Here is an 18,785-nt window from a genome sequence, read left to right as displayed (position 1 = left end):
GTATATATTTACGCCGATTTAGAGAACACTTTAATAAACTATTTAACTTAACAAATTTATGAGAACAATCCTTAAAACAAGTTTAGTAGCTATTGCTTTGCTTATCGGCGTGAGTGCAAGTGCACAGGATACCCCTATTACTTTCGGAGTAAAAGTGGGAGCAAATCTTTCTAACTTTAGCGGAGATGTAGAAGATACAAAAGCCAAATTCGGCTTCAATGCAGGAGTAACACTCGATTATGCTATTACACCAGACATATATTTATTAACTGGTCTGGAGTTCACAATGAAAGGAGCAAAAGCAGAATACGGTGAAGAGTATAATGGTGTATCTGTAGAAGTAACGGAAAAAGCCAATCCAATGTATTTACAACTTCCAGTTCACATCGGGTACAAATTAGCTATCGCTGATAATACAAAACTCGTATTTCATGCCGGACCATATGTTGCATATGGTATTGCAGGTAAAGCAAAAGTTGAATATAAAGGATCTGTGGCAGGCATAGACCTTTCGGGTAAAGCAGGAGAACATGATTTCTTCGGTAGCGAAGAAGATGGTGGTTACAAACGTTTTGACTTCGGATTAGGACTAGGCGTAGGCGCTGAATTCGGAAAAATCGGCGTAGGACTTGGCTACGACTTCGGTTTGCTGAATATGTCCAGAGGTGATGCTAAAGTACGCAACATGAATGCTTACCTTACTCTAGGATATAAATTCTAATCTTAGAATTAAGATATTGAAAAGCCCGGAGATTCCGGGCTTTTTTCGTTTATCTATCAGAACTAATAATATAATATGTTGTAAAGATACTCCCATCGGAGAACCATTACATATAAAATATTGTTTTTATTATTATCTTTGTCTTAACAGAATACAACAGTAAACATGGCTCTGAAACAACAGTTACAACTTAAGCAACAGCAAAAGCTTTCGCCTTTGCAGATGCAGGTTATTAAACTGACCGAACTGCCTGTGATCGAGCTCGAAGAACGTATAAAACAGGAACTAGAAGACAACCCTGCTCTCGAAGAAGGGCTGGAACCTGTGGATGACACATCGGAGTTCGATGACGATTATAGCTCCGAAGACGATACAAACATTTCGCAGGAAGACATCACGCTCGGCGACTACATGAACGAAGACGAGATACCCGATTATCAGCTTCGCGACAATAACAGACAAGCCACAGGCAAGCAGGAAGAAATACCTTTTTCTGTAGCATCTTCGCTACACGAATATCTGATAGAGCAGCTAAGCGAATGCCAGTTCGACAACAACGACGAAAAAGTAGCAGAATACATTATCGGAAGTATAGACGATAGCGGTTATCTCGACCGTTCCCTCTCTGCTATATCTGACGATCTTATTTTTCAGCAGAACATAGATGTACCTGTCTCCCATCTGGAAGAAATATTGACGGTCATTCAGGACTTCGAACCGGCAGGTATAGGAGCACGCACCTTACAGGAATGCCTCCTGCTACAACTGCAACGAAAAGACAAATCGGAAACGACAGATATAGCCATCCAGATTATTTCCAATTATTTCGAGGAATTTTCGAAAAGGCACTATGATAAAATAGTAAGGCAACTGGGTATTGACGAATCCCTGCTAAAAGTGGTAATACAAGAGATAACAACTCTCAACCCTAAACCCGGAAACAACTGGGGCGACTCAATGGAAACTACCCTCAGTACCATTGTTCCCGATTTCATCGTGGAATCTTATAACGGAGAATTGTTCCTCAGCCTCAACAACCGCAATGTACCCGACCTCAGAGTAAACCGCGAATACTCCGACCTGCTGAAGGGATATGCCGACAACAAAGAAAGTATGTCGTCCGACAGCAAAAATGCAGTCCTGTTTGTCAAGCAAAAGCTCGATTCGGCACGCTGGTTCATTGAGGCCATCAAGCAGCGGCAAGACACATTGCAACGCACTATGCAGGCAATCATCGACATGCAATACGATTTTTTCCTCACCGGAGACGAAGCACAACTGAAGCCGATGATACTGAAAGACATTGCACAACGTACCGGATACGATATTTCGACTATCTCGCGGGTCAGCAACAGTAAATATGTACAAACCAACTTTGGTGTATATTCGTTAAAATATTTCTTCTCAGAATCGATGCAGACTGATACAGGAGAAGAAATATCTTCGCGCGAAGTAAAGGCTATACTAAAAGAGTGCATAGAAAACGAGGATAAGAAGAAGCCCTTGACCGATGACCGCCTGTCGGAGATACTAAAAGAAAAGGGCTATATAATAGCCCGCCGCACAGTTGCCAAATACCGGGAACAGATGAACCTGCCTGTAGCCCGATTAAGAAAAGAAATATGATAGAAGAAAAGGAGAATCTGCCCCTGATAGGTGAAACAGTGGTGCGTAAGAAAGTACCGGCTTCGCCCGAACAGGCTACCGAAAAAGAACCATTGCTCCCACGTATAATATCCATTATACTGCATCCACTACTAATGGGAGCGTACGGAGTCGCACTTCTGTTTTTGTACACCGACTTCAATCTGCTTTTTGCCGGACAATTCTTCCGTTTCATGTCACCTGTCATATTCTTCACTTGCATTGTGCCTATCACAGGTATATATTTCCTGAAGAAAGCAGGACTTATCAATAGTTATAGATTAACTGAACGGCAAGACCGTCTCCTACCCTACATCATAACATTCTTTGCATATGCTTTGCTCATATATTATTTCTATGCAGCAAAACTATATATCTGGTTCTTATCTACACTGATAGCTCCACTCATATTGATCATTATTACTGCTATTATCAATGGATTTTGGAAAATAAGCGCACACATGGTGGGCATCGGAGGGCTGATTGGTTGCACTTTGTCAGTATGCTATAATGTAAAAGGGGTCAATCCGTTCTTTTTATTCATCATTTTGTTTATCTTAGCAGGATGTTTGGGAGTATCGCGCCTGATACTCGGCCGTCACACTCCCGCACAGGTATATGCCGGCTTTTTGCTCGGATTTGCAGTTTCATATATATGTGTATGGATAGGAGCCTATTGGGGTGTCCTTTTGTTTCTGAAAAATGTATAATGTATAATATATAAAAATAGAAAACTATGAACTTTCCTGAAAATCTAAAGTATTCAAAAGATCACGAGTGGATCAGAGTAGAAGGTGAAACGGCATTTGTTGGTATCACAGCATTTGCTCAGAGCGAACTTGGCGAAATAGTATATGTAGATGTGACTACAGAAGGTGAAACCATTGCCAAAGACAGCGTATTCGGTAGCGTAGAAGCTGTAAAAACAGTATCGGATCTGATGATGCCTGCTTCGGGAGAAGTACTCGAGGTAAATGCAGAGTTGGAAGACAAACCGGAACTGATCAACGAAGATCCTTACGGAAAAGGATGGATCATAAAAGTTGCCCTTAGCAATCCTTCAGAAGTAGACGGACTGTTGTCGGCTGCTGATTACAAAAACTTAATCGGGAAATAATACACTTATATGAATCCGGTCGTAAGTATTATAATGGGAAGTACATCAGACCTTCCCGTAATGGAAAAAGCCGCAAAGTTTTTCGATGAAATGGAAATCCCTTTCGAGATAAACGCCCTGTCGGCTCACCGCACTCCTGAGCGTGTCGAAGGCTTTGCAAAGGCTGCTCAACAAAGGGGAATAAAAGTAATAATAGCTGCTGCCGGTATGGCTGCACACTTGCCGGGTGTTATTGCATCGATGACTACCATACCTGTAATAGGTGTGCCTATAGATGCTTCACTCGACGGTATGGATGCCCTGTTGGCTATCGTACAGATGCCTCCGGGAATCCCTGTAGCCACTGTAGGAATAAACGGATCGCTGAACGCTGCTATCCTTGCTCTGCAAATGATCGCCACAGGTGACGAACATCTGCAAACAAAACTGGCTGCGTATAAAGACTCGCTGAAAAGCAAGATAGAAAAAGCGAACGAAGAACTGGCAAAAGTACAGTACAAGTACAAAACAAACTAACAGCCGGGATATGAAAACAAAAAACCATGATGAATATTCATCATGGTTTTTTATTTTTTAAGCCTTTCTTCTAATTATCTTGTTCCAAAAATGCCATTACCAAAGGTACTGTTAATTGTTTTTGAAGAAACTGATGATTTTGTGTTCTTTATAGATTTAAACTCCCATACATCCGTTGCGTCATCCTCATCTTCAAACACTTCTGTAATCTTCAAATAAGTCGCTGTCAGCTCATTTATTGTTGCAAAAGAACCTGCATAATCTCCTTCAAAAGAACCATTCCAAGTATATAGGAATTCAGTTTCGTTTGTATCCGGTTTCCATTTCCACTCAGCCAATCCACCCATATCATCACCACCATTGGGAGCAGTAACAAAGTATGTACCCGCTTTTGAGAATAATACGGTCATAGCATCAAACTCTGTTCCTACTGCACTCTCTCCATTATATTTCACTATTTCCCATGTCTGACACAGCATATCTGTTTTTGTTGTCGATGCCATTTCCGCCAACTTAACACCACGAAATATAATCGGGGTAGAACTTCCCGTTAGTGTAATTTCCATAGTTGCAGTATTGTTTATTATACTGCTCACTTTCACAGTTCCCAAACCAGACAGGCTGATAGTAGAAGCATCTTTTCTCGTATATGTACCAAAACGGATTTGTTGACCATTAGTCGACTTTGCCAATGTATTTTCTACTGCAATATAGTTGCCGCTACTATTAAACTCTAAAGAGAGAATTCTACTATCCGAACTAATAGATATCCATTTTGAATCATCTGTTACTACTTCTGCCAGAGTAGGATCTATAGTATCATCACCTTGATTATTATCATCGTCATTGCTACAAGAAAAGAGAAAAGCTGTAAATAAGAATAAGACTAGAATTTTTGATAAGTTTTTCATTTTAGTTTTGTTTATAATTTGTGATTTCGTTTAAGCGCTACAAAGATATAGAATCTATCATAAATTTGACAATAGCGAACCAACTCTTTGACACGAAATAATACATAAAGTTAAAGAAGAATAAGAGTCTGTTTAAATTTTATTCATTCAGATTTTTAGAGCTATTTTGGGAATAATTTATTCTTTTTTGAGGTGATAATAGCGGGCTATTTAAGCCGATGAAAGGGATAAATTAAACCAAAAGAGCCTAAAAATGAATGAAAAAGAATCTATAATAAAATATTTTGGTAAAATTTAAACAGACTCTAATATAATTTATCTATAGGGAGAAGCGATCTTTGAATTGAAAAATCGGCGTAATCAGTTAGTAAGCAGGAAAAGTAATAAAAAATAAAACAATGCAAAAACGTTACTTTTGTTACATTTTAGTTAAAATTATTTTCAAGAATTTATCCTCTATACTCCCAAAGCCTTTTTGTATAAATACCGGACAAAAATATTATCTTTGGCAAAAGAAAAGAAAGTACATGAAAACAGATGAAATACGCTCCATATTAGAGCAGGAGGCTTCAGCCATACTCAATATCCCGATCGGTGACGCATACGCCAGAGCGATAGACCTTATTGTAGAACAGGTGAATGTAAAAAAAGGAAAACTCGTTACCAGTGGAATGGGAAAAGCCGGACAGGTAGCACAGAATATTGCTACCACATTCAGTTCAACAGGAACACCATCTATTTTTCTGCATCCAAGTGAGGCGCAACATGGCGATCTGGGAATCTTACAAGAGAATGATATTGTACTGGCAATATCCAATTCGGGCAAAACGCGGGAGATTGTCGAACTGATCTCGTTAGCAAAGAATTTGATCCCCAATATTAAGTTCATCGTTATCACCAGTGATCCCGACAGTCTGCTGGCGCTGAAATCGGATGTATGCATTACTACCGGCCGGCCTGACGAAGTTTGTTGTCTTGGCCTCACTCCCACTACATCGACTACCGTAATGACCGTAATAGGCGATATACTGGTAGTAGGCACGATGAAAAGGATTGGATTCTCAGCTGCCGATTATGCAAAAAGGCATCATGGTGGCTATCTCGGAGACAAATCGCGGGAAATGAGTAAATAACACACCCTTCATACTATCTATTCGGGGTGATATAATGTAAGCGATATTGTATATGCAATATCATTTTACTACTTTTGTCATTTCTAATCAAGATTTTTGAAAAGATGAAATATTACAGCACTAACAAACAATCTCCAGAGGTCAGTCTACAGGAAGCGGTCGTAAAAGGGCTTGCTCCCGACAAAGGGCTTTACATGCCTGAGAATATAAAGGTTTTGCCACAATCGTTCTACGATAATATCGGCAACATGACCTTTCAGGAAATCGCCTATACCGTAGCCGATGCTTTTTTCGGGGAAGATGTGGAAGCAGATACATTGAAGCAGATTGTTTATGATACACTCAATTTCGATACGCCTGTGGTGCATGTAAACGATAACATTTACAGCCTCGAACTGTTTCATGGCCCTACCCTCGCATTCAAAGATGTAGGTGGGCGTTTCATGGCGCGTTTGTTAGGATATTTCATCAAAAAGCAGGGACAGACGGACGTGAAAGTTCTGGTTGCTACTTCAGGAGATACCGGAAGCGCCGTAGCAAACGGATTTCTGGGCGTCGAAGGTATTCACGTCTATGTACTTTATCCGAAAGGGAAGGTGAGTGCGATACAGGAGTGCCAGTTCACAACATTAGGGCAAAATATTACTGCTATAGAAGTAGACGGTACATTCGACGATTGTCAGGCATTAGTGAAAACGGCTTTCCTCGATGATGAACTGAATAAGAAACTGAATCTGACATCGGCTAACTCCATCAACGTAGCCCGCTTTCTCCCCCAAGCCTTTTATTATTTCCATGCTTATGCGCAATTAGCAAAACAAGGTAAGGCTGACAATGTAGTTTTCTGTGTACCTAGCGGCAACTTCGGGAATATCACTGCCGGACTAATCGCCAAACAAATGGGATTGCCTGTAAAACGGTTTATCGCAGCGAACAACAGTAACGATATTTTCTACCAATACCTGCAAACAGGAGAATATAAACCGCGTCCGTCGGTGCAGACTATTGCTAATGCAATGGATGTGGGCGACCCGAGCAATTTTGTGCGTGTACTCGATCTTTATGGCCATTCCTTAGATAAAATCAAAGTTGATATTTCGAGCGAATGGTACAATGATGATAACATCAGGAAAACCGTAAAACAAACATATACTGAAACCAGCTATCTTCTCGATCCTCATGGGGCATGTGGTTATCAGGCATTGAAAGATCAACTACAATCTGATGAAACGGGCGTTTTCCTGGAAACGGCTCACCCTGCTAAGTTCCTTGAAACAGTAGAATCTATCATCGGAGAAAAGATTGCTATACCTGAAAAGCTTCAGGCTTTTATGAAAGGAGAGAAGAAGAGCATCAGTATGGGTAAATCGTTCGATGAATTCAAGCATTTACTTCTCTGACGGCATCCAATAACAATTGCCATTTCTCCAGCTTTTGAGCAAAAGTCAGACGTGCATTTGCCGCGCTGGGCGAAGGTAGGGTGATATATGTCCTTACTCCGTCAAAGCCTACATATTTCCGGTAGAACTCTGCAGCTTTCGTCCCCGTAAAGAAGATATACTTTATCTGCGGATATTCTTTGAAGAGAGTTGTGAAATCGTTAGGCACTTCATTTTTCAGGTTACTGTCGAGGCTTCCTTTTCCCTCGGCGGAATGAAGCACATCCCATATAGCAATATTGTTTTCTGATAATATGGCATTCTTCTCTTCATAACTATCGGGCAATGGCTTTCCGAAGAGGGTAAAAATAAGTCGCCAGAACTGGTTGGTCTTATGTCCGTAACGTTCACGTTTACGCATCGACTCTTCGCTGGGCAACGTGCCAAGGATCAGTATGCGGCATTTCTCGTTAATGATCGGTTCAAAGCTTTCTTTTCTCATGCCTTACCTTATCCCATGCATCATTTTCAACAATCTGCGCGACAGGAAAAACAGTACAACAGAAGCAGCTCCTGCCATAAACACAAAGAGCATAAAGAAATCATACAAATTGGATATCTGATAACCCAAGAATGTTTTAGGATTCTCCATCTGCTTAGGCTCTAATTCCCTCTGTATCTCTTCTTTCAGGCTCTTGTCTTTTATTTCGGCAAAAGCAATTTTATCGAAAGGCATTACTTCAATGCCATCTTTTTCAGATACTGATTTCTCAAAATTTTCGGGTAATATCTTTAGTGTACTTTTTTCTGCTGCGGCTTTTACATCTGCCACTTCGATCAAAGGCTGGGGATAGTATCCGCTCAATGTTCCGGCGAATTTATTTGCCGTAGCTGTACTCAGATACCATATTGCCATTAATAGCGAAGCAAAACGCAGCGGCGCCAGTTTATTCACCATAGACAGACCAATAGGAGACAAGCACAATTCCCCGAACGTATGGATTACGTATAAGCTTACGAGCCACAGCATACTCACTTTAATGCCCGGCGCAAGCCCTTTTACTCCAAATGCAATAACAAGATAACCAATAGCCAAAAGAAATAAGCCTATCGATTGCTTTAATGGAGATGCAGGTTCTTTTCCTTTCCTTCCCAGTTTCGTCCAAAGGATAACGAACAACGGAGCAAAGACAATAATAGCCAGTGCATTTACCGATTGGAAATAAGAAGTAGGTATTGTCCAGTTGAACAGTTCTATATGACGGTCTATCTGTGCTTCTGCGAAATAAGTAAGCGAAGCTCCTGCCTGTTCGAATGCCGCCCAGAAGAAGATCACAAAAAAGGCAATGATATAAATAACCCAAATGCGTGAGCGTTCTATTTTAGTCAACGACGGATCAGAAATAATATATCCGGGTGCGACAACTGCCAGTGAATAGATAATTGCACCGAAAATGTCTGTATCAAGCACTGCAAAAAGCACGTAGAATAATACAATCCATATTGCGCCCCATATTGCTGTAATCTTTATCGGAAATTTTACGGATTGTTTCCCTGCATTTTCTTCTATAGTCTTTTTCGTCTCATCCTTACTATTTGGTATCACTCCGATAGATTCGCCTGTCGGGGTTTTCAGATATTTATCTTTGAACAGGATAAATACGACCAATCCTAACAGCATACCGATGCACGCTGCCAGAAATCCCCATTTAAAATCTTCGGGGTGCCCTGTATCACCAAAGAACCCGCAGATAAGCGGAGCGATAAAGGAACCTGTGTTCACTCCCATATAGAAAATCGTGTATGCAGAATCTTTGCGGCTATCGCCGGGAGCATATAATTGACCTACCATACTCGAAATATTCGGTTTGAAGAAGCCGTTTCCGAAAATAAGCAATCCCAGTCCCGAGAACATCAGCGTAGTAGCCAGACTCACGTCTTTGAAGAACCAACCTGACATAAACAACAAAAATTGTCCGGCTGCCATGAGTAATGCACCGACAATAATAGAACGACGGTTGCCCCAATAACGATCGGCGATATACCCTCCGATCAATGGTGTAAGATATACTAATCCTGTATAACTGCCATAAATACTGCTGCTATATTGAGCATCGAACAGCAAGGCTTTCAGCATATACAACGAGAACAGTGCCCGCATGCCGTAATAGCTGAAACGTTCCCACATTTCGGTAGCGAAAAGGAGATATATGCCTTTCGGGTGACCTTTTTGTACTGCGTTTATTCCGTCTTTCATCTTTTCATAAAAAAGTCCGGTTGCGCCGGACTTTGAGTTTTATTTCTTAATATTTGGTTGTTCGAGACCATAACCTTTTTTCTTGTCTTCGGCTTTAAGCATAAAGGCGATGACTAATGCAAGAATTCCAAAACAAGTGAATATTATCATTGGCAACTGGAAATCATATAATGCTGAGATCTTTCCTTTATCATCAATCTTTTCTCCTATTATACAATACTTATTCAGCACCCAGCCTATTAACAGCGGAACACCTCCAAGACCAATATTCTGTACCCAGAAGATAAGACCATAAGCCGTTCCCAGCTGATTCTGTGGAATTATTTTCGGTACGGAAGGCCACATTGCCGAAGGCACAAGTGAAAAAGCAATGCCTAAGAATATCATCAGTATAGTAGCAAACCACCATACGTTAAGCAAAGGCAACGAGAACAAGAAATGCACAACCGTTAACAATAATGCACCTATCATCATCAGTGTTACCCCTTTACCCAGCTTGTCGAATATGCCTCCGAAAAGAGGTGTAAGAAATATAGCCCCGATAGGTAGCATGGCAGGTATTGATCCTGCAAATTCAGGTTCGACATTGTATTTATTAGTCATCAGAGGAACTGCATATTTCAGGAACGGATATACTGCCGAATAAAACAGGACACACATGAAGGCTAATAACCAGAACCCTTTGTTTTTAATAACAAGCAGGATGTTTTTTGCCTGAAAAGCTTCTTCACCCGAGCTTTCTTCATCCGCTTCGTCCAACGATTTCTCCAACTTCTTATCCATCACACAAAATACAAGGTAACTAACCAGTCCGATACTCAGCCCAACAAGACCCAGCAGAATCGGAGTGGACAAACTGTTGAAATATTTAGCCAACGGAAGAGCTGCCGAAAGCGCCAATGCCGTACCAATACGTGCAACAGCAACTTGCAGGCCCATAGCCAGCGCCATTTCGTGCCCTTTGAACCAACGGGCGATTGCTTTAGTTACGGTAATACCTGCCATCTCGAGCCCCATCGCAAAAATAGCATAGCCGATACAAGATACAAACAACTGTGTCTTCAATCCCAGTGTAGTGCCTGTAAACATTTCGGGGTTTGCAACAGCATAATATTTTATGAAGCAGCCTATAAGCATGGTGGCACAAGAGAGAACTCCCGTTATGCGGACTCCTATTTTATCAAGTATTATTCCTCCAATAATAAGCATGAAGAAAAAGACGTTTATCCACATGTAGGAGAAATTGAACATACCAAAGTCACTGGCACTCCAGTCAAATTCTTTCCCCAACTCTTCCATTAATGGAGCCATTACATCTGTTACGAAGTAAGCACAGAACATGGTAAAGGCGACAACAGCCAGCACAGTCCATCGTGCTGCTTTGGAGTCGTTAAGTTTTTGTCTTAGTATTTCGGTCATAGTTTCAATGTATATTTGGGATATAAATTATCAGCTTAATTTTTTGCTATGCAAATGTATAGAAAAGAATTCTAAAATCTCCCCTGATCAATCGAAACATGGATAAATGATAGTATAAATATATTTAATCAGATACTGTTATCAGTTTGAGGGAAGTTTATCTATATGTCAGAATTAATTATAAGTTATGAACCAACGGTCACAGGAGCGTACGTATGTAATTGCGAAGTAATCGGCAGGGTCAATGTAAGGGCGTACCCTTGTGGTCGCCTGATTGGAGAAGGCGGTCTTTGAGTATATTAGATTAAAATTTCAGAACTGTAGACCGCCTACATGCTATAGGTATATCTTTTCAGTTCTCACAACCCATCTTTTGATTTATCCCAGTTTTATATCGCGAAAATATAATAGTTGAGAATAATTTTATATTTTTGTGTCGCCTACGGCTCTGTAGTTTAATGGATAAAATGGAGGATTCCGGTTCCTTTGATATGGGTTCGATTCCCGTCAGGGTCACAGAGATTGCCAAAATGAGGCTAAATATCAACGCGATAAGAGATCTATTTTATCTCGGGGGAGGTTATTCTAAAATCCCGTTATCAAATACACCAGATCAGCATTTAAAAAATAAAATTTGCAAAAATTATTTAAAAAGAGGGGAAAGACTGTTGCTAAATACTCTTTCCCTTTGCTTATTTATGATTATAGGTATCGCCAGTACTTCCCCCTCCCTCTAAGATATATAATATTACTAAGTGCCTCCGCTAAAATGGGTAAGGTAGTGATGCCTAGATAAGGACAAAATGTTGAATAGAAGAAATAATAACCAATTCACTATAGAGAATACCACAATTAAAAAGTCATATTAAAAAGTCATTAAAACACTATCAATGTGATCATTGGCAATTATGTATTATTTAAAAAGTCATATCTGTTTTGACAGTTAGATTGTAATTGAAATATTTGATTAATTTTAATCATATATCTGTTTTTGAAGGATATTATATTTGTTCTTGCCGTTAACTATCTAAAATCGAACTACATGAAAAAAATAATTTTTATCGCTATCTTATCGATGAGTGTATTACTTATCAGGGCTCAGTCAAAAATTTCGTTTAATTATGATTCTTCTGGTAATCGGACGGAAAGAGTAATTGCGTTAACTAAATCTGCGGTTACAACACAGGAATTGATAACAGAGAATGTGAATGAACAGTATGAGTTGAAAATATACCCAAATCCTACTAAGGGACAGATAAAACTGGAAATATCAAATTCAGATAAAATCAAATCCTGCACAATTACAATTAATGCAATGTCAAATGGTAAGCTTGTACTAAGAAAGAAAGCGACACTACCTGTTACTGATATTGATATCAGTAATCAACTAAATGGATTTTATATTATGGTTATCGAAATTGACGGTAATTACTCTTCATGGAAAATTTTGAAGAAATAAACTCAACCTTAATTAGTCAATAATATGAAAAAATATATACTAGTATCAATTATTAGCATGCTTTCATGCTATCAATTGAATTCACAAGTAGTCGTAGGTAAAGATTCAATAAGTCTAAATATTAATTCAGATGAGTTTACTACTGTAATCAGTCGAAACGACACCATCTATCAGCGTATACCACGCTATAGCGAAACAGTCGAGCCGATCCATAATACTGGGCGTCAACTCAAATCGGGACAAACAGATACCCATTCAGCTCCAATGGCATTATCAGGAATTCCTACTTCTGGTAGTATCGACCCGACAAAAGAGGTTGGCGAAATTACGATTGAATCTAATGTTGCAAATGGTGCTCTTACCTACAATGTGCCTATAAATATTTATCAAGGCAAGAATGGTTTCCAACCCGATCTGGCATTAATGTACAATAGTATGAATGGCAACAACATTGCCGGATACGGTTGGAATATAGGCGGATTATCTCTTATCAGTATAGCTCATTCGAATTACTACTACGACGGAGCAAATTCAAAGGCGGCGACAAATGATAAAAACTCTGCTCTTACCCTTGATGGTATGCGCCTGATCAAGTTATCTGAAACAACATCACAGATAAATTATCAAAGTGAACAAGGGAATATTAAAGTAATATTTTATGCACCATCCGGAAAGTATTATTTTGATGTTCTTTATCCGGACGGAACAAAAGCCGTTTTTGGATACGAGACAAACACGACTTCAAAAACAAGCTATCCGATAACTAAAAAGACGGATTTGATCGGAAATTACATAAATTACACCTACTCCTTGTCAAATAATGTCTACTACATCTCAGAAATTAAATATGGGAGTACAGCAGCCGTAAATGGTACTGTGAAATTCACATATAAGACCCGGACAGATGTAAATAATTCTTACATTGCAGGTATACTCCATAAAGAAGATAAATTACTGTCACAGATAGATTCATATTATCAGACATCAACCCTGTTGTATACTTATGGTCTTACACATGAGTTAAATGTATATAATTTCCTATCCAAACTAAGTTTAAAAGCGGATGCTAAAGAACTAAATCCGTTGACATTCTATTATGGGGGGGACAATTATACTGCAAGCTATGTTAAGAGTGATTTTTTTCTAAAAAGATATTTTCCAAATTCAAAAGCTCCTGATTTAATTATAAAGAAAGGAAAATTTAATAATCAAAAAAAGAATGATGGACTAATAGGTTATCCTAAGTTTGAACCATACACTATTATCGGTCAAGATAATAGTGGAAACTGTTTATATGGAAGTAATTATTCCGAAACTCAAAAAATATTCATCTACAGAGATTTAAGGATTGGAGACTGTATCCCCGATTCTGTTCTGACAGGTAAAGGCTTTACCGATTTTTTTGCTGTTGATTACAATGGGGATGGGGATGATGAATTAGTTCGTGTAAATTACTGGTTCCAAAGTGATATGGGCAGAGTCGACCTTACCACTTACGACAAAAATATGAATGCCTCAAATTTCTACTTTTTAATAGAAGGAGCATTTGCACAAGGTAGTAGAAGGAGCCCTGTGCCTCGCACATTCCTTACCGGCGATTTCAGGGGCATCGGCAAAAGTGATCTGGTTGCTGTATCCAGCTATGTCCTTCCCAAAAATGTTACCCGTCCAAGCTCGAGAACTAATATTATCGATCTGGCAAATAAATCAATGGTATATAACAATACACCTTTTAAATATGATTATTTCAAAGACGTTCTTTTTGCCGTTGATTATGACGGGGATGGTAAAACGGATATCTGCCTTATCAATGCTGCCGGAATATACATCTACTCGTATATAAACAATACGTTCCAACAGATAGCTTATTCAAGTGCATTAACTAACTATGCTTTTTCATCGAGGATGAAGAAGCAACTGTTTGTTGGCGATATTAACGGGGACGGAATTATTGATTTTCTGGTTAGCCCTAGAGAAAATGACTATACTACATCATCAATAGAAACTCCATGTGGAATGTGTGATGGCTGTAGAGGCGGCGGTGGTAGTATTTTACAGCCATTAGCTACAGATATGGATGATAACTTAATCTTATTCCCTATTGAGGGTGCATGCCGGAATCCTATGTTTACATATGAGAAGACATACAATTCTACTTATAGGACATGGACTATTCTATCGGGTACCGGAACAGGTTTCAGTCCTTCTACATTTGCTTTTCAACCTATAGAATCCGAATGGAATTATAAATTTATCCTGCATGATATTAACGGTGATAAACTTCCGGATATTTTAGTGAAATCCGGAACATCTGCATCCGTTTACCTGAATAAAAACGGAGCATTCAATCTGGCAGCCGAACAAGCCAAATTAACATTGGAAAGCAATTCTCATTTTATAACAGGGAGTGTAAGTGATGGCTATGGTTTTTATTCCTCGCGTACTAGCCAGTTACTAAGTATTACTGATGCGCATGTAGTAGGTATTTCTTACACGAAGAACGATGCCCAAGAAAGAATGCTCACAGGAATGGTAAATAGTTTCGGTGTTGTACAAAAAACGAATTATGCAAATATGATGAATAGCAGCATGTATCGGCAAACGTCCTATACACCCACTCTCCCATATACAAAGCTATTTATGGATATAAATCTTGTCAATAGCACATCTGTTTATAGTAATGACCACCAAATTTCATCCACATATTATTATTATAATGATGCTGTATATCACAAGCAAGGGCTTGGATTCAGAGGGTTTCAAAAAATAACAGCCTCCGATGGGATTAAAAATACTTCCACTGTACAGACCTTCGACCCGCAACGCTTTGGTGTGTTAACCTCAATTGATGGCCCGACAACACAGGCAAACCTGACCTATAACGTTTCTGTAGCTACCAATAAGATAGCCACAATAAACTTGTCGAACAAAGTAGAAAAAGATAAACTTAAGAACATCTCCATTTCATCAGGCTATACCTATGATTCGTATGGAAACATTACACAGGAAGTAACAACCTATGAGACCGGTATAAAAAAAACCACTGTAAACTCATACAATAACTATACCGGGACGCTCTACAAGATAGGAGAGCTTTATAATCAGGTAGTCACACAGGAAAGAAATGGACAGACATGGACGGACAGAATGTATATTCCGGTTTTCGATAGCCAGACCCGGCTTCCTATTGTTATTGCGAAATTTGCGAATGGCAATCAGACTTTGGCAATAACTTACACATACACATCGGGATTGCCAACAAAAGAAAGCATACAGGAATTTACAGGCTCTTTACTTGCTACCCATTTCACATACGATTCTTTCGGACGAAAGGTATCGATGACCAATTCAGTGGGATTAACAAAGACTTATGCCTATAATGCAAAAGGTCTATTGAGCTCACAGAAGAACCATAAAGGGCATGAAACGAAGTATGAGTATAACAGTTGGGGACAAAATATTAAGACAACCTATCCGGATGCAGTCGTAGAGTCAAATATTTTTGCGTGGGCAACAACCCCTACTAGCGCACTATTCTCTAGTACTGCAACCAAAACCGGAAGTCCTACATCTCAGACTTTCTATGACAGATTAGGCAGAGAGGTCCGGACAGGTAAAATACGCTTCGACGGGAAATATATCTATACAGATAAGGTTTATGATAACAAAGGGCGTATACAAAAAGTTTCAATGCCATTCAAAGGCACTTCTCCTACGCAGTGGAATACATATACCTATGACTCGTACGACAGGCTTACAGTCCTGAACTATGCTTCAGGGAAGGCAGACACATGTTCTTATGCAAGCAATAACGTGACCAGCGTAATTGATGATGTATCAAAGACAGTCGCTTATAATTCAATCGGGGATATCATCTCTATAACAGATACTGCCGGTACGATAAAGTACAACCTCAGACCCGATGGTAAGCCCTCCTCGATCGTTGCACCCGGAAATGTCACTACTACTATGGAATACGACACCTATGGCAGGCAGACAAAGCTCATAGACCCGAGCAGCGGCACAAAAACATATACCTATAACGCCAATGGAAAGATAAGCCAGGAAACTGATGCCAGAGGTAATACAACCAAGCTTACCTATGATGCTTACAACAGGCTAACTAAAAAAGAAATAGCCGGGCAAACGATTACCTACGTATATAATGCAGACAATCTACCGGCCTCAGAAACAAGCTCTAACGGCACGTCAAAGGTATATACTTACGATGCCCTGTTGCGCCTGTCGGCAGTGAAAGAAACCGCAGTAGACGGCAAATGGCTGCAAAAAACCTATACTTACTCCGGCGGTCGCATTGCATCAACAGCCTATTCAGCAAACACAGGCAGTATAGTTACCGAAAACTATACCTATATGAATGGTACAAATACCGAAATAAAGCTGAACAATACCACTTCGATATGGAAACTCACTGCCGAAAATGATTTCGGATATGCCACCGAAGGTGCTACCGGAAGCCTTGTGCGCACATATACCTATAACGCATACGGAATGCCGACAGCAAGAACCATAAAGAAAGACGGCACCGTACTGATGAATTTCGGATATAATATAAATGCCAGAACCGGAAACCTTACATGGCGGAAAGATAATACACGAAACTTTCAGGAAAACTTCGCCTACGACAACCTGAACCGCCTGACAGCCTTTGCCGGAAAAACAGCCACATATGATACCAAGGGGAATATTACAGCTATTTCGGGAGTGGGCACATTTGAATACGGCAATACTTCGAAACCATATATGCTGACAGGAGTAACGCCTTATGGTACGGAGATACCACTGAGGGCACAGCTTGTAACCTACAATGCACAGCAACGGCCGGCGACGATTACCGAAAACGGATATGTAGCCACATTTACCTACAACGGCGATGGCAGCCGGGTGAAGATGAACCTTAAAAATAACGGTGCAGACAACCTGACCCGCTATTACATCGGCGATGTGTACGAAAGCGATGCAGGTATTGCAGGAAACAAGGAAAGATTATATCTTGGCGGTAACGCATATTCGGCAGCGGCCGTCTATGTAAAAGAAGGAACCGGTGCATGGACGCTCTACTTTATAGGGCGCGACTATCTGGGCAGTATCACCCATGTATTCACTTCGGCAGGTGTGCTGAAGCAGGAACTGAGCTACGATGCCTGGGGCAGGCTGCGCAACCCGGCCAATCAGGCTCTTTATGCCGTTGGCAGTGAACCTGCACTGTTTTTGGGAAGGGGATATACGGGACATGAGCATCTGACCGTATTCGGCCTGATAAATATGAATGCACGCCTGTACGATCCGGCACTGGGACGCTTCCTGTCGCCCGACCCATATGTTCAAGACCCGAACCAGAGCCAGAATTATAATCGGTACTCGTATTGTTTGAACAATCCGTTGAGATATACCGATGAGAGTGGGGAGATATTTGGTTTCATAGGAGGTTTGTTTAAAGGAGGATTTAACCTCATTACAGGACTGGGTAAATGGGCTTTTGGCGGCGGTAGTTTCAGTAGGGATGTCCTTCAGGCAACATGGAAGCCTGTTTGGAACGGAATGAAAATCGATGCCGGTATGTTTGTAGGAAACCCACTACAAACATTATCCCGATGGACATGGGAACTTCCTCAGTCGTTGATTGGCTATACAGTTTCAGCCCTCCATAACACTTATGGTGGCGTCAAACATGTAAGCTATTATGGTGGTGCGACTGTTATAGAGTCCTATTCAAGAAACGGGGCAATACCATTGTTTGGTGGCGGAAGAGGAGTCACAATGGGAAGTTATATTATCGGAGAGAGAGGAATAAAAGCAGATCCAACAAATGAACTGTTTCAACATGAGTATGGACATTACCTGCAAAGTCAGGCATACGGATGGACTTTTATGCCTAAATTTGGAATTCCAAGTGCAATAAGTGCAGGGAAAAAAGATGGTAAACATAAAGACCGTGCTTTTGAACAGGATGCGAATGCAAGGGCTTTGGAATATTTCACGCAGAATGAAGATGAATATTTCGCTTCCAAGTATTGGTTATTTAACGAAAATCCAATAAAAGGTTATGACACCAAATATGATTTCTATAGTGATGTCAATAAAACCGCCATAAAAAATGCTAGAATCAGCTTTAATCTTCTTGACTTAGCTTCGTGGGTCCCTGTCTTCTGGCCGACAGGATTTATATATAATAATCAGTATGAAAAGAAATTTAAAAAATAACAAA

General features: G+C 40.1%; 13 protein-coding genes and 1 tRNA gene. 10 read left to right on the top strand and 4 right to left on the bottom strand.

From position 1 onward, the window contains the following. Positions 1-58: 58 nt before the first annotated feature. From M2448_RS00870 to purE, 5 genes are all read left to right on the top strand, one after another. Positions 59-721: a porin family protein gene (locus M2448_RS00870; protein ID WP_280644370.1), complete on the top strand. Its 663-nt coding sequence runs from the start codon at positions 59-61 to the stop codon at positions 719-721. 165 nt (positions 722-886) lie between these two features. Further along, positions 887-2,347: an RNA polymerase factor sigma-54 gene (gene rpoN / locus M2448_RS00865; RefSeq protein WP_280644368.1), complete on the top strand. Its 1,461-nt coding sequence runs from the start codon at positions 887-889 to the stop codon at positions 2,345-2,347. Next, positions 2,344-3,075: a phosphatase PAP2 family protein gene (locus M2448_RS00860; RefSeq protein WP_280644367.1), complete on the top strand. Its 732-nt coding sequence runs from the start codon at positions 2,344-2,346 to the stop codon at positions 3,073-3,075. The genes rpoN and M2448_RS00860 overlap by 4 nt, the downstream gene beginning before the upstream one ends. 26 nt (positions 3,076-3,101) lie before the next feature. Continuing rightward, positions 3,102-3,482, top strand: a complete 381-nt coding sequence (gene gcvH / locus M2448_RS00855; RefSeq protein ID WP_280644366.1) for a glycine cleavage system protein GcvH — start codon at positions 3,102-3,104, stop codon at positions 3,480-3,482. Positions 3,483-3,491: 9 nt separating this feature from the next. Beyond that, positions 3,492-3,998, top strand: coding sequence for a 5-(carboxyamino)imidazole ribonucleotide mutase (gene purE, locus M2448_RS00850; RefSeq protein ID WP_280644365.1), 507 nt, complete (start codon positions 3,492-3,494; stop codon positions 3,996-3,998). 74 nt (positions 3,999-4,072) lie between these two features. On the opposite strand, the gene M2448_RS00845 is transcribed toward purE, so the two are convergent. Beyond that, positions 4,073-4,909, bottom strand: coding sequence for a hypothetical protein (locus M2448_RS00845; protein WP_280644364.1), 837 nt, complete (start codon positions 4,907-4,909; stop codon positions 4,073-4,075). A 527-nt stretch (positions 4,910-5,436) separates the two neighbouring features. Here M2448_RS00845 and M2448_RS00840 point away from each other — a divergent pair. Both M2448_RS00840 and thrC read left to right on the top strand, forming a co-directional pair. Continuing rightward, the gene (locus M2448_RS00840) at positions 5,437-6,042 is read left to right on the top strand and encodes an SIS domain-containing protein (protein WP_280644362.1); all 606 of its coding nucleotides are present in this window, start codon (positions 5,437-5,439) and stop codon (positions 6,040-6,042) included. 104 nt (positions 6,043-6,146) lie between these two features. Continuing rightward, complete coding sequence (thrC, locus tag M2448_RS00835; protein WP_280644361.1) at positions 6,147-7,442, top strand: threonine synthase; 1,296 nt, start codon at positions 6,147-6,149, stop codon at positions 7,440-7,442. On the opposite strand, the gene M2448_RS00830 is transcribed toward thrC, so the two are convergent. Genes M2448_RS00830 through M2448_RS00820 form a run of 3 tightly spaced genes read right to left on the bottom strand, consistent with a single transcriptional unit; the run spans position 7,423 to position 11,097 of the window. Then, positions 7,423-7,923, bottom strand: a complete 501-nt coding sequence (locus tag M2448_RS00830; RefSeq protein WP_280644360.1) for a DNA-deoxyinosine glycosylase — start codon at positions 7,921-7,923, stop codon at positions 7,423-7,425. The two genes, thrC and M2448_RS00830, sit on opposite strands and share 20 nt — an antisense overlap. Positions 7,924-7,926: 3 nt before the next feature. Continuing rightward, complete coding sequence (locus M2448_RS00825; protein ID WP_280644359.1) at positions 7,927-9,678, bottom strand: peptide MFS transporter; 1,752 nt, start codon at positions 9,676-9,678, stop codon at positions 7,927-7,929. A 39-nt stretch (positions 9,679-9,717) separates the two neighbouring features. After that, positions 9,718-11,097 carry an MFS transporter gene (locus tag M2448_RS00820; RefSeq protein WP_280644358.1) on the bottom strand — a complete coding sequence of 460 codons (1,380 nt, stop codon included), beginning with the start codon at positions 11,095-11,097 and terminating at the stop codon, positions 9,718-9,720. Between the two features lie 444 nt (positions 11,098-11,541). On the opposite strand from M2448_RS00820, the gene M2448_RS00815 reads away from it, so the two are divergent. The 3 genes from M2448_RS00815 (at position 11,542) to M2448_RS00805 (ending at position 18,781) form a co-directional block, all read left to right on the top strand. Continuing rightward, positions 11,542-11,613: transfer RNA gene (locus M2448_RS00815), tRNA-Arg, on the top strand. Positions 11,614-12,139: 526 nt separating this feature from the next. Beyond that, a complete protein-coding gene (locus M2448_RS00810) occupies positions 12,140-12,556 on the top strand; it encodes a T9SS type A sorting domain-containing protein (RefSeq protein ID WP_280644357.1) in 417 nt (138 codons plus the stop codon). Between the two features lie 24 nt (positions 12,557-12,580). After that, complete coding sequence (locus M2448_RS00805) at positions 12,581-18,781, top strand: RHS repeat-associated core domain-containing protein (RefSeq protein ID WP_280644356.1); 6,201 nt, start codon at positions 12,581-12,583, stop codon at positions 18,779-18,781. The last annotated feature ends 4 nt before the right edge of the window (positions 18,782-18,785 follow it).

Origin of the sequence: Dysgonomonas sp. PF1-14 (assembly GCF_029892965.1) — a bacterium.
Lineage (GTDB): Bacteria > Bacteroidota > Bacteroidia > Bacteroidales > Dysgonomonadaceae > Dysgonomonas.
Note: the sequence above shows the minus strand (reverse complement) of the source record. Positions and strands in the feature narration are given on the sequence as shown.

Bases quoted from the DNA above. Each gene is read 5' to 3' on its own strand.
- M2448_RS00860 (WP_280644367.1), top strand. From the start codon at position 2,344: ATGATAGAAGAAAAGGAGAATCTGCCCCTGATAGGTGAAACAGTGGTG.
- M2448_RS00870 (WP_280644370.1), top strand. From the start codon at position 59: ATGAGAACAATCCTTAAAACAAGTTTAGTAGCTATTGCTTTGCTTATC.
- M2448_RS00810 (WP_280644357.1), top strand. From the start codon at position 12,140: ATGAAAAAAATAATTTTTATCGCTATCTTATCGATGAGTGTATTACTT.
- gcvH (WP_280644366.1), top strand. From the start codon at position 3,102: ATGAACTTTCCTGAAAATCTAAAGTATTCAAAAGATCACGAGTGGATC.
- M2448_RS00845 (WP_280644364.1), bottom strand. From the start codon at position 4,909: ATGAAAAACTTATCAAAAATTCTAGTCTTATTCTTATTTACAGCTTTT.
- M2448_RS00825 (WP_280644359.1), bottom strand. From the start codon at position 9,678: ATGAAAGACGGAATAAACGCAGTACAAAAAGGTCACCCGAAAGGCATA.
- rpoN (WP_280644368.1), top strand. From the start codon at position 887: ATGGCTCTGAAACAACAGTTACAACTTAAGCAACAGCAAAAGCTTTCG.
- M2448_RS00805 (WP_280644356.1), top strand. From the start codon at position 12,581: ATGAAAAAATATATACTAGTATCAATTATTAGCATGCTTTCATGCTAT.
- purE (WP_280644365.1), top strand. From the start codon at position 3,492: ATGAATCCGGTCGTAAGTATTATAATGGGAAGTACATCAGACCTTCCC.
- M2448_RS00830 (WP_280644360.1), bottom strand. From the start codon at position 7,923: ATGAGAAAAGAAAGCTTTGAACCGATCATTAACGAGAAATGCCGCATA.
- thrC (WP_280644361.1), top strand. From the start codon at position 6,147: ATGAAATATTACAGCACTAACAAACAATCTCCAGAGGTCAGTCTACAG.
- M2448_RS00840 (WP_280644362.1), top strand. From the start codon at position 5,437: ATGAAAACAGATGAAATACGCTCCATATTAGAGCAGGAGGCTTCAGCC.
- M2448_RS00820 (WP_280644358.1), bottom strand. From the start codon at position 11,097: ATGACCGAAATACTAAGACAAAAACTTAACGACTCCAAAGCAGCACGA.